The 12,258-nt window shown below is 46.3% G+C and carries 11 protein-coding genes; 4 read left to right on the plus strand and 7 right to left on the minus strand.

Features of this window, described 5'->3' with window-relative positions; genetic code table 11:
- Positions 1 to 59: 59 nt before the first annotated feature.
- Positions 60 to 1,112, minus strand: a complete 1,053-nt coding sequence (locus ACTTK7_RS09895) for an EAL domain-containing protein (RefSeq protein ID WP_462867820.1) — start codon at positions 1,110 to 1,112, stop codon at positions 60 to 62.
- A gap of 135 nt (positions 1,113 to 1,247) precedes the next feature.
- Positions 1,248 to 2,822: a BCCT family transporter gene (locus tag ACTTK7_RS09900; RefSeq protein ID WP_462867822.1), complete on the minus strand. Its 1,575-nt coding sequence runs from the start codon at positions 2,820 to 2,822 to the stop codon at positions 1,248 to 1,250.
- A 440-nt stretch (positions 2,823 to 3,262) separates the two neighbouring features.
- Between ACTTK7_RS09900 and aceA the strand changes: the two genes are divergently transcribed.
- Positions 3,263 to 4,546: an isocitrate lyase gene (gene aceA, locus ACTTK7_RS09905; RefSeq protein ID WP_298784703.1), complete on the plus strand. Its 1,284-nt coding sequence runs from the start codon at positions 3,263 to 3,265 to the stop codon at positions 4,544 to 4,546.
- A gap of 29 nt (positions 4,547 to 4,575) precedes the next feature.
- Positions 4,576 to 4,710, plus strand: coding sequence for a primosomal protein N' (locus tag ACTTK7_RS09910; protein ID WP_143030971.1), 135 nt, complete (start codon positions 4,576 to 4,578; stop codon positions 4,708 to 4,710).
- A 145-nt stretch (positions 4,711 to 4,855) separates the two neighbouring features.
- On the opposite strand, the gene ACTTK7_RS09915 is transcribed toward ACTTK7_RS09910, so the two are convergent.
- Positions 4,856 to 7,036, minus strand: a complete 2,181-nt coding sequence (locus tag ACTTK7_RS09915; protein WP_462867825.1) for a malate synthase G — start codon at positions 7,034 to 7,036, stop codon at positions 4,856 to 4,858.
- A 178-nt stretch (positions 7,037 to 7,214) separates the two neighbouring features.
- On the opposite strand from ACTTK7_RS09915, the gene ACTTK7_RS09920 reads away from it, so the two are divergent.
- On the plus strand, positions 7,215 to 7,595 hold the full coding sequence (locus ACTTK7_RS09920; protein ID WP_462867826.1) for a DUF1516 family protein: 381 nt from the start codon (positions 7,215 to 7,217) through the stop codon (positions 7,593 to 7,595).
- Between the two features lie 157 nt (positions 7,596 to 7,752).
- Positions 7,753 to 8,955 carry a Bcr/CflA family efflux MFS transporter gene (locus tag ACTTK7_RS09925; protein ID WP_462867828.1) on the plus strand — a complete coding sequence of 401 codons (1,203 nt, stop codon included), beginning with the start codon at positions 7,753 to 7,755 and terminating at the stop codon, positions 8,953 to 8,955.
- A gap of 55 nt (positions 8,956 to 9,010) precedes the next feature.
- Here the strand turns inward: ACTTK7_RS09925 and ACTTK7_RS09930 are convergent, their stop codons facing one another.
- From ACTTK7_RS09930 to desA, 4 genes are all read right to left on the minus strand, one after another.
- On the minus strand, positions 9,011 to 9,223 hold the full coding sequence (locus ACTTK7_RS09930; protein WP_322526655.1) for a DUF896 domain-containing protein: 213 nt from the start codon (positions 9,221 to 9,223) through the stop codon (positions 9,011 to 9,013).
- 98 nt (positions 9,224 to 9,321) lie between these two features.
- On the minus strand, positions 9,322 to 9,915 hold the full coding sequence (locus tag ACTTK7_RS09935; protein ID WP_462867830.1) for a response regulator: 594 nt from the start codon (positions 9,913 to 9,915) through the stop codon (positions 9,322 to 9,324).
- Between the two features lie 14 nt (positions 9,916 to 9,929).
- Complete coding sequence (locus ACTTK7_RS09940; RefSeq protein WP_462867832.1) at positions 9,930 to 11,051, minus strand: sensor histidine kinase; 1,122 nt, start codon at positions 11,049 to 11,051, stop codon at positions 9,930 to 9,932.
- A gap of 84 nt (positions 11,052 to 11,135) precedes the next feature.
- Complete coding sequence (desA, locus tag ACTTK7_RS09945) at positions 11,136 to 12,185, minus strand: Delta(5) desaturase DesA (protein ID WP_462867833.1); 1,050 nt, start codon at positions 12,183 to 12,185, stop codon at positions 11,136 to 11,138.
- Between the last annotated feature and the right edge of the window lie 73 nt (positions 12,186 to 12,258).

Consider the following 12,258-nt stretch of genomic DNA (forward strand, 5'->3'; position numbering starts at 1 on the left):
GCGGGTGGGCGGAATAAAAAATACAGCAAAAAGGACCGGCTTTTCAGCGTCGGTCCTTTTTATTGCCCGGGAAATAAAGGGGATTCGGGTACTGCTTTTGGTTTTCCGATCAGATACCCCTGGGCCAGGTCAAATCCAAGCTCGCGCACACAGTTTAATTCTTCAGAACGCTCAATTCCCTCGGCTAGCGTAATAATACCGTAGCTGCCCGCGCGTGAAACGATTTTTTCCAGTCGCTGCTGCTTTTTCATGTCCTGATCGCAATGGTCGACAAGTGAACGGTCGATTTTTACGTAATGCGGCTGCAGCTCCTCCATAACATCAATCGTCGAATAGCCGGAGCCAAGATCATCTAAAGCAACGCGTACACCGTACGATTGAAAGGTTTGAAAAATACGGAGCAGGTGTTCGAGATTATCAAACTTTTCCGTTTCCACGACTTCAAACACAAGGTCGTTCATTGAAACGCCAGAGCTTCTCGCTGTGGCAAACGTAGAAAGAAGGCAGTGCTCCGGGTCGTAAATCGAAGAAGGCAGGAAGTTAATAAACCGTTTGATCCCAGGCTTTAGGTATTTGGCACTTGTTTTAATAGAAGCAATGCGTGCCCGGTTGTCTAAAAGCGACTGAAGGCCGCTCTGCTGGGAAAATGAAAACAGCTGATCCGGCCGGAACTGGGCAGCGTCTGCATGCGGTCGCATGAGAAATTCGTATCCCATTACTTCACCGATGTTCAATTGAATAATCGGCTGCATGTGGTGAGTGAACTGCTGATTATTGATGACAGTCATAAACGAGGGGCGGGAAATCCGCTCCTTCAGCTGGTGGAAATTAATCATGTTCGCATGGGTCTGTTGATCTTTACCTGTCCAGGTGCCCTTTAGCCCGGCTAGGTCTCCGGGAAGGGTGCGTTCAATGAAATCCAGAAAAGGGCCGAGTGTCTGAACGGCAGAATAGTAGTAATGAAGCGTATTATCCTGAGTGTAGGAATTGTAACCGTTTTGGAGCATGTGATAATGAAGCTCACGGAGCACACTGAAGGTTGTGTGGGTGAACAACAGATACCCGGAAGATTCCAAATCAGGCAGTGCTGTGCAGCTGGAGCATTGATTCATGATCTTAGGTCCTCCTATTCAAAACATACGCTTGTATAGCTTTATGTTCTCTCTATTTTATCGGATTCCGAAAGAAATTGTTGAAAAAAACATAAAAAAGCAGAGAAAAGGAGATGTCCCTTTCTCTGCGGCATATTACTGTGCTTCTTTTTTTGTTTCAGTCTCTATAGAAGAGGATGGTGTAATTCCCTGCTTTTGGGCCATTGCTTTGGCTGCTTTCGGCGCAAGCCAGAGCGTTGGCAGCAGAATAAGGGAGACGGGGACGGCGGTTACCACAATAAATGACTGCAGGGCGTCCACGCTGCCTTCACCGATAAACAACAGGCAGGCAGCTACGGCTCCCATAATAACCACCCAGAAAACACGAATGGCAGAATGAGGCTCCTCGCTGTCACTGACTACAATTGAAATTGTGTAGGACATAGAATCCGTCGTGGTCACAACGAAAAGAATAGTGACTAACAGAAAACAGAAAGCGATAAAGGTTCCGAGCGGCAGCTGCTGCACGATTGCCATCATTGAAGCAGGCATGCCCGATTCAAACAGGGCATCCGAAACCGAGCCCGGGTTGTTTAATTCATAAAAGATGCCCGTACCGCCAACGATGGTAAACCAGAAGTTTGTGACAAGAGGAGCGATGATAGACACGGCGAGAATCAGCTGCCGGATGGTTCTGCCCCGGGAAATTCTCGTAATGAAAATGGCCATCATCGGCCCATAGCCTAAAAACCATCCCCAGAAAAAGATCGTCCACAAACCGAGCCAATCATTGTTTCCGCGAAAGCTGCTCATCTGTGCAAATTCCTGCGTATAAACCCCGAACGATGAGATAAAGGCGTCTAAAATGAAGCCGCCCGGGCCAATAAGCAATATAAATAAAATCAGAACAATCGTAAACCATACATTGAACCGGCTCAAAAGCTGAATTCCTTTATGAATACCGGTGACAGCGGATATAGAAGCAACAGCTACAAGGCCGGCAATAATCATAAACTGTGTCGGATAATTGTTCGGGATTCCCATGAGGGTCTCAAAACCATAGCCTGCCTGGGTGCCTAAAAAGCCAATAGGTCCGATAGTGCCGGCAGCGACCGAAACGATTGAACACACATCCACGATAGTGCCAAGCGGACTGTGAACAGCAATTTTTTCCCCGAAAACCGGATAAAGAAGCGTCCGCGGACGAAGAGGCATGCCTTTATCATAATGAGCATGCATTAATACTATGGTGCTCAGTGTTCCAAGGATAGCCCAGGCGAGAAAACCCCAGTGCAGAAAGCTTTGAGCGAGCGCGGGCTGTATTGCTTCGGAGGAACTGCTTTCCAGCCCGGAAAATACCGGTGGAAGATCCATAAAATGATAAATAGGCTCCGCGGCGGCCCAGAAAACTCCGCCGCCGGCCAGCAGGGTACACATAATGATGGAAAGCCATTTAAAATAGCTGAATTCCGGTTCTGCTAAATTGCCAAGGCGTACACGTCCGTATTTCGAAAAGCCGATATAGAGTCCGATGAAAAAAGTGGCAAGTAAAAGAATCTGCCAAAAAGCTCCGAAAAAGGCAACAGCCCAGTTAAAGGTGGTCGTGACAAACTGGCCGACAGCTTCTGCGTTAATTAAAGAAAAAACGACAAATAAAATCAACAGTCCACCACTGAGAAGTGTGACCGGCCAGTCATTGTTTTTCCAATGATTTGGGGGTTGTGAAGACACAAATATTCCTACTTTCTTTTATATACGTAGTAAAGGTTTATGTGGGCAGAGAAAACGCCAGGACTGGGAAATCGATTTTCAGCAGCCCGACACAAAGAACATATCATAGTAGAACCGGTTGGTTTCGTCAATGAAAAAGGCTGTAAGTTTTTCGAAACCTGGAGGCTTTAAGGTAAAAGCCTTCTTTTAAAAAAATCATTATTCTGTATTAATACAGAGGAAATTTTAAGTGAATTATCATTTAAGAAAGAATTCCTTTTAAATTGGGCAGCATGAACCTTTCATACAAAGGTAAATAAAAATTTCAAAAAAGTATTATAAAACAGTTGACGAAAATTAGATACTGTTATAATATAGTCTCAACAAAACAAATTGTACTATAACAGAAAACGCAGCTGCATTTCAAATTTGTTTAATCTGAAGAAAAAGGAGAGAGACATATGATTCGTCAGGAAGATGTAAAGCAGATGGAAGAAGCATGGGAGAACGAGGAACGGTGGAAAGGAATTACACGCCCGTATTCAGCAGAGGATGTGTTGAAGCTTCGTGGTTCGATCAAAGTAGAATATACACTCGCTGATATGGGGGCGAATCGTCTTTGGAATTTAATGCAGGAGGATCCGTTCGTACGGGCGCTTGGGGCACTTACCGGCAATCAGGCCGTGCAGCAGGTGAAAGCAGGATTGAAAGCGATTTATTTAAGCGGCTGGCAGGTTGCCGCTGACGCAAATCTTTCCGGCCATATGTATCCGGACCAGAGCTTATATCCGGCCAACAGCGTGCCACACGTAGTACAACGTATCAATCAGGCACTGCAGCGTGCCGATCAGATTGAGCATCTTGAAGGAAATGATGAAACAAACTTTTTTGCTCCAATCGTAGCCGACGGGGAAGCAGGATTTGGCGGACGGCTGAACGTGTTCGAATTAACTAAATCGATGATCGAAGCGGGAGCCGCCGGTGTTCATTTTGAAGACCAGCTTGCCTCTGAAAAGAAATGCGGCCATCTGGGCGGAAAGGTATTGATACCGACGAGCACCGCTATCCAGAATCTCATCTCTGCAAGACTCGCAGCAGACGTAATGGGAGTGCCTACAATTATCGTGGCCAGAACCGATGCGAATGCGGCCGATCTGCTTACAAGTGACATTGACGCCTATGATCACTCATTTATCCGAAGCAACGAACGGACCGAGGAAGGCTTCTACCGTACAAATAACGGGCTGGACCAGGCGATTGCAAGAGGTCTTGCTTATGCACCGTACGCCGATCTTGTCTGGTGCGAGACCTCTGAACCAAACCTTGAGGAAGCACAGAAATTTGCAGATGCGATTCACGAAAAATTTCCGGGAAAGATGCTTGCCTATAATTGCTCGCCTTCCTTTAACTGGAAAGCAAAGCTGAGTGACGAGGAAATTGAAACCTTCCAGGAGCGGCTGGGCGAGATGGGCTACAAGTTCCAGTTTGTTACTCTGGCCGGCTTTCACGCTCTTAACAACAGTATGTTTGAACTGGCTGGCGGCTATAAGGAGCGCGGCATGGGTGCTTATTCCGAGCTTCAGCAAAAGGAATTTGCCAACGAAGACCATGGCTACACCGCAACGCGCCACCAGCGTGAGGTTGGTACAGGATACTTCGACCAGGTAGCAACTACCATTTCGAGCGGAAAATCATCCACGACTGCGATGAAGGGCTCTACAGAATCAAGTCAGTTCAGCCGGTAAATATTTAAAATCATAAGGAGGTTTTTCCAATGAGAGAAACGACGATGGAGTATCAAAGCGAAATGCCGACAATGATTTGCAGCGACTGCGGAGGCGAAATGACAGAGCATCAGGAAACACCAATGATCCAGTGCGATCACTGCTTAAGTAAAACTGAAGAATAACAGAAAAGATACGGCCGGTACCCCGCGTTACAGCAGGGCGCCGGCTTTTTTGCTGTATACATATGTAAAAGAAGTAACTGAAGGCGGGGACAAAAAAGCCTCAGGTTTTCCATACAATGGAAGGCCTGAGGCAGCGGGAAAGAAATTATTTGGTCTCTGCTTTTGAACGATTCTTAGCTTCTCTGCGTCGTCTATGCAGGATAGGCTCGGTATAGCCGTTTGGCTGATTGTACCCCTGGAATACTAAATCGCATGCGGCCTGAAAGGCGGTTGACTGTTCAAAGTCCGGGCTCATCGGGCGGTATTCGGGGTCCTGGGCGTTTTGTTCATCTACAACAGCGGCCATTCGTTTGAATGTATCCATTACCTGCTGCCTGGAGCAAATGTGATGGTGAAGCCAGTTGGCAATATGCTGGCTGGAGATGCGAAGCGTTGCCCGATCTTCCATAAGAGCAACGTTGTTGATGTCAGGCACTTTAGAGCACCCGATGCCAAGCTCCACCCAGCGTACAACATATCCAAGAATGCCCTGAGCGTTATTATCGAGTTCCTCCTGTACCTCAGCGGATGACCAGTCGGCACTAGGGGCAGTGGGTATAGTTAAAATAGAATCAAGATGGGATTCGGATATCTGCTTTAAATCTTTTTGAACCTCCGGGACATCGACCTGGTGATAATGGAGAGCATGCAGCGTGGCGGCCGTTGGTGACGGCACCCATGCGGTGGAGGCCCCGGCTTTTAACTGTCCATCTTTTTGATCCATCATCGCTGCCAACTGCTCGGGCATCGCCCACATACCTTTACCGATCTGGGCACGCTGTTCGAAGCCGGCGGCAAGTCCAGTCTGTACGTTTGATTTTTCGTAGCTTCCGAGCCAGACAGAGGTTTTCATTTCGCCTTTCCGGATCATCGGCCCTGCCTCCATGGAGGTGTGAATTTCATCACCGGTCCGGTCCAGAAAGCCTGTGTTAATGAACATTACCCGGTCTTTTACTTCCTTGATGCATGCTTTCAGGTTAATCGTTGTTCTTCGTTCCTCGTCCATAACGCCTATTTTTAAGGTATGGCGTTCCAGGTGGAGCATGTCTTCAATACGGTCAAACAGTTTGTTTGCAAAGGCAGCTTCTTTAGAACCGTGCATTTTTGGCTTTACAATATAGATGGAACCTTCGCGGGAATTTTTGTGTTTTCCGTTCCCAAGCAGGTCATGTTTGGCGATAAGACTTGTAATAACACCGTCCATAATACCTTCAGGAATTTCTTCTTCCTTTTCATTTAATATGGCGTCGGTAGTCATCAAATGACCGACGTTCCGGTTCAGCATCAGAGAACGACCTGACAGAGTAAATTCTTCGCCTGCAGGAGAGGTGTAGCTGCGATCCGGATTCATAATGCGTGTCACTGTTTTATCGCCTTTTTGAAACTGGGCGTTAATATCTCCTTTAATGAGACCGAGCCAGTTGCGGTAAACCAGTGTTTTATCTTCAGCATCTACAGCAGCTACAGAATCCTCGCAATCCATAATGGTCGTAAGCGCAGATTCAACGACTACATCCTTTACCCCGGCTGGATCGGTCCTGCCAATCGGGTGGCCGTAATCAATTTGAATTTCGATGTGCAGCCGGTGATGCTTTAAAAGAACAGCTACCGGCTGGGCACTCGCTCCCTGGTAACCTGCAAATTGTTCAGGATATTGAAGCTGATCCTTGCTGCCATCCTGGAAAGAAACCTCGAGGCGGCCATTTTCGATCGAGTAGCTGGTGGCACTCTTGTGGGAATGGCTCTGCAGAGGAAAGTATTCATCTAAAAATTGTTTGGCATAAGCAACGACTTTTTCTCCGCGTACGGGGTTATAGGCTTTCTGCTGCTCCGCCCCGCCTTCGTCATTGATGATATCGCTTCCATATAAAGAGTCGTAAAGACTCCCCCAACGGGCGTTGGCAGCATTAATGGCGAACCGTTCATTGCTGATGGGAACGACAAGCTGCGGCCCGGCCTGCATGGATATTTCTTCGTCCGTTTGCTCAGTCGCAATTTGAAAATCGCCCGGCCCTGGTTCAAGGTAGCCGATGCTTTCGAGAAACGTCCGGTACTGATCCGGGTCCCACCGTGAGTGAGCCTGGTGCCATTCATGAATCTGATTCTGCAGGTTGTCCCTCGTGTGCAGAAGCACTTCGTTTTCAGGAGTCAAATCGTGAACAATCTGTCCGAAGTCCTGCCAAAATTGTTTTTGTTCCAAACCGGAACCGGGAAGCACTTCTTCGTTAATAAATTGATATAAAGAAGGGTGCACATGAAGGCTGCCTGCTGATCGATATGTCGTCATACTATTCCTCCTTTAAAGTAAGGGAACAGAAAAAAGCTGCTCCCAGGATATACTATCATTGTATTATAACAGTTATGAAAATATCAATACTGTTATATAAAATTATAAACTTCGTCAAATGAAATTTTCTTTAGTATAGTGGAAGCGTTGTGAATTAAAGTTAAGAAAGGAAGAGAAAATGACACCGCAAATAGTGCAATTCCTTGTTACGGCTCACCTTTCATTGATAGCCCTCCTGCTCGTGTTGTTTGTTTCTGCGAATATCTTTTATCAGACAGGAAGAAACAAATTTGCTTTAGGAGTACATTACACACTCCGGGGCGCATATTTGCCGGGACTAATTTCTGGCGGGCTGCTCATAGGACTGACGCCGGATTTTCCTGCTATATTTTTAAAAGCTGCTTCAGGACTGTTAACACTTATTTTTATGGAAATTCATCTCAATCATATTATTGGCAATGAACACCGCCCCAGGTTCGCTTTTCTAACGTATTCTATGATTGTGTTCACGATCGTATTAGGCGTAGTGTTTCCCGTTGGAATATCTGTTATGGAGTAAAGCCAGAATAATCAGCTCTTATGCTGACACTTGAGAATTGATGGCGAAATGAGGTGTACATGAGCAGGGAAACGGGATAGAATAACTAACGTATGCAGAAAATGTAAAATTGTATGCGAATGCACGGTTATCTCAAGCAGAAAGGTGTGCCTTATATATGATTCAAAATCCAAAAGGAAAAGAGCGGATCGGGCTGGCGTTAATTCTTAGTATGCTTGCGATCCTTGGACCGCTCAATATTGATATGTACCTGCCAAGCTTCCCGGGAATAGCGGCAGATTTGAACGCCCGCGCTTCGATGGTGCAGCTTAGTTTAACTGCCTGTCTTGTAGGGCTTGCAGTTGGTCAGGTGATTGTCGGGCCGATTAGTGATGCGAAGGGAAGAAGAAAGCCGCTGCTGGTTTCTATCACGTTGTTTGCGGCTGCCTCGTTTATTTGTGCAATCGCACCGAATATATACATATTGATTGCTGCGCGGCTGCTGCAGGGCTTAACCGCTTCTGCCGGTATTGTCGTTTCACGGGCGGTCGTAAGGGACATTTTCAGCGGCCGGGAGCTGACTAAGTTCTTTTCCTTATTGATGGTTATTAATGCTATCGCCCCGATGGCAGCACCGATGATCGGGGGAGCTATTTTGCTTCTTCCGTTTTCAAACTGGTCGACAATTTTTCTTTTTCTGGCGTTCGTTGGGCTTGCCATCGTCGTTACGATTGGTTTTCGGCTCGAGGAGACCCTTCCGGAGGAAAGAAGGACGCCTAGTTCACTCAAATATACGATCCGCACTATTGGTGATCTGTGGAAGGATCGTTCTTTTATAGGCTATGCCTTAACGCTTGGCTTCGTGCACGGCGGCAGCTTTGCTTACGTTTCCGGCACGCCATTTGTGTATCAGGAGATCTACGGGGTTTCTGCCCAGGTATTCAGTGTGTTATTTGGCATCAACGGTCTGGCGATTATCACCGGCAGCTTTTTAATCGGCCGGCTGGCAGGCATTATTGCTGAACGCAAACTGCTGCGCACGGCTGTAATCACGGCGGTGAGCGCGAGTTCTTTTCTTCTCGTGATGACAATCATTGAAGGACCGCTTGCGCTGCTTGTCATTCCCATCTTCATTTATATGACAGCGATGGGTATGGTGCTGACAAGCTCGTTTACACTGGCGATTGCCAAACAGGGCCACCGGGCAGGGAGTGCAAGTGCGCTGCTCGGCATGCTTCCGCTCCTGATTGGTTCGATAGTTTCCCCACTTGCCGGTATTGATGAAACAACGGCTGTTCCGATGGGGTTTATTATGTTTATTACGACTGTTTTTGGACTCACAGCCTTCAGTACACTCAGTGAACGTCCGCAAAAAGAATAAAATTAAGCCGGCACGCTGTTTTATTTAGCGTGCCGGCTTTTATATCAGGCGCCTTTTAGGATTGAATGTTTTTTAATTTATCCGGTGTTACATCGTTACCTTCCGGGTCCTGCACGGTGGTGGTAAGCAGAGTCGCTTCCATTGATCCGCGGATCATCTGAAGGTACTCTTCACGAAGCTGCTTTTGCTCCTGCTGCTCTTGTACAGTCAGTCCCTGATTCACCTTTTTTCTCGCCAGTTCATTAATGCGAGGAAGCGTTGCGATCATGTGAATTCCCCTTTCTTTTTATACCCATACATGTATATGGTATAAAAATAGTATAGCAGAAGCCTGCTGCATATGCAAGTCGAAGCAGCAGGCGGTCTTTAATGCTTCAATTCCTGAAATTTAGTGACGGCTTCCACACGGTTGCTTACTTCAAGCTTATCGAAAATAACTGAAATATAGTTTCTTACAGTACCGTTGGTAAGGGAAAGCTGCCGGGCGATGGCTGTAGTGCTTTTCCCCTCTGCGATTAAAGCGAGCACTTCTTCTTCCCGTTTAGTAAGGGCAGCGCCAGTGTTATAGGCAAGATCCACTAAATCAGGGGAATAGACTTTTCTGCCGCTCATAATAATGCGGATAGACTGAGCCAACTCTTCACTCGGGCTGTCCTTCAAAAGATAGCCGCTGATTCCCGCTTTTCGGGCCCGTTCAAAATAACCGGTACGGGCGAAGGTGGTGAGAATAATAATTTTGCACGTGCTTTCCTTTAGTTCCTCTGCAGCCTCTAACCCGCTTTTTACCGGCATTTCAATATCCATAATGCATATATCCGGCTGTTCTTTATCAATAAGGCTCAAAGCCTCCTGCCCGTTCTCTGCTTTACCTACTACTTCCATATCTTCCTCTAAATCAAGAAGAGAACCAAGCGCTCCTAAAAGCATCTGCTGATCCTCCACGATCACTATTCTTATCATTGCTGACGGCTCCTTCATTTAATTTGCTGAACCACGAGGGGGACTTGAATATCAAGCTTTGTACCTCCTGAAGAATAATAATTAAACTGGCCGTTGATGAACCCGAGGCGCTCCTTAATACCCTGCAGGCCGCTTTCGGACCAGGATTTCTGATCAGAGGACATGCCTTTGCCGTCATCCTCGACTGTAAGGGAAAGGCTGGTGGTTGATTGATCGATCGTAATATAACAGTTTGCTGCTTCACTGTGTTTGACAACGTTAGTTACAGCTTCCTTTAAACACATGCTGAGCACGTTCTCAATGAGAGGCGGAGCTTCGTTAAAGCTGGCGCTTCCCGTTACATGAAGAGTAATACCGGCGGCCTGAAGAATCTCTTCCACACGCAGGAGCTCGTCGTTCAGTTTTGCACCTTTCATGTCTGAAACAAGCTCCCGCACTTCTTTTAAGGCGGTGCGTGCAGTCTGATGAATGTCTGTTAATTCCGCCTGGGTCCGTTCAGGTTTAGTATCTATTAATTTTCCTGCGAGTTCACTTTTTAAACCGATCAGAGAGAGCTTCTGTCCAAGAGTATCATGCAGGTCTCTGGCAATCCGCTGCCTCTCTTCAAGAACCACGAGCTGGGAAATGCGTTGGTTAGCCTCGTGAAGCTCAATTTCGAGCTTTTCGCGCTTGTTCCGGTTGTAGATGTTAAAAGGAAGAAGAATGACGCCGATAACACTGATCGCAATAAAGGGAAGCTGCATCATGAATAGTTCATTTTGAACGTAAAAGCCTATAATAACAGCGGTCAGGGTAGTAATAAGGTGGAGAACGTATAAAGTGATGAAACCGGCTTTATGCTGGATATTACCGATAAAGAAAGCTAAAAACAGGGAAAAATAAACATAACCGAAATAAAGGGTCATTCCGATGCTGATCAGCATTTCAATGCTCACAGATAGATAAACCGTCCAGCCCTTTTTAATGAAGGATAAACGATAGGTTGTAAAGAACAGAAGAATCATAAAGACGCCGAGGATAATTTCAAAGTAGGTAGCAGAGCGGATAATAAAATAAAATGGCAGCAAACAGAAAATGATCCAGGCATACAGGCTGAGGCCTGTGCTTTTTGGGAATATATCGAACCAGTTCTGCATAAACAGGCTCCTTTTTCATGAGGCATATCATTTCTTTATATTAAGTATAACAAACCCCTCTCTGTAACAGAGAAGGGTTTGATTTTAAGACTTTTTATCCGCCGGTGCTGAAGAGGCTCTAGAAGCCTCTGCCTGTCTTTTGCTTCGGATGTTTGCTTCCTTAAAGCTGACAAACGTTTTGTTTGTTTCATCGTACAAACGGAACTTAATGGATGTGAGGCTTGTACCAAGAGTAATCTTTGTAGCCTGCTGCAACGGTTCAATGTTTTCGTGGGTTTTTGCCAAATTATAGTTCGGTACACGCGGGCTGAGGTGATGCACGTGATGGTAGCCGATATTGCCGGTAATCCACTGAAGCACTTTTGGAAGCTCGTAGTAAGAGCTTCCGTCTACTGCAGCTTTTACAAAGTCCCATTTGTCTTCGTTTTCAAAGTAGGAGTCTTCAAACGTGTGTTGGACATAAAATAACCAGATGCCGAGAAACCCTGCTGTGAAAAGCATAGGAATCTGAATGGTGAAAAAGGCAGCCCAGCCGACAAGCCAGATTAACAAAGCGTAAATAACTACAATAGAAATATTGGTGAAATACGTGTTCAGGCGTTCTTTTCGTTTGGCACCTTTACGGTTGAAGCGGTTCTCAACAAGAAACAGGTAAAACGGACCTAAAAAGAAAAGCACGAACGGGTTGCGGTACAAGCGGTAGCTGAGTCTGAGCCATTTGCTGGCGTTTTGGTACTCCTCGACGGTCATGACCCAAACATCTCCGGTACCCCGTTTGTCGAGGTTGCCGCTGGTGGAGTGGTGCATCATATGGCTTCTTTTCCATTTTGCGTAAGAGAAGTGAGTAATGATTCCGGTTAACGTGCCAATCCGGTCATTCGCTTTACTGCTTTTGAAAAATGAACCATGGGTGCAGTCGTGAAAGATGATGAACGTACGAACGACAAAGCCTCCAGCGATAATGGCGAGGGCAACAGTGATAAAAGGAGAGATGGAGTAAGCTGCGTATGCAAGCGCCCAAAGGGCTAAGAAAGGAAGAATGGAGTTGCATAGCTGAATAATACTTGCTTTATGGTCAGAATGTGCGTAAGGGGCAGCACTTTTTTTCAATTGCATTTGTTCTTGTCTGCTCATGGTTAATCGCTCCCTGCTTTATGGGGTGTGTCTCTATTAATAGAATATAAAATTTTGACTCCGTCTGTAAGTC

Source organism: Marinococcus tarijensis (genome assembly GCF_054971385.1).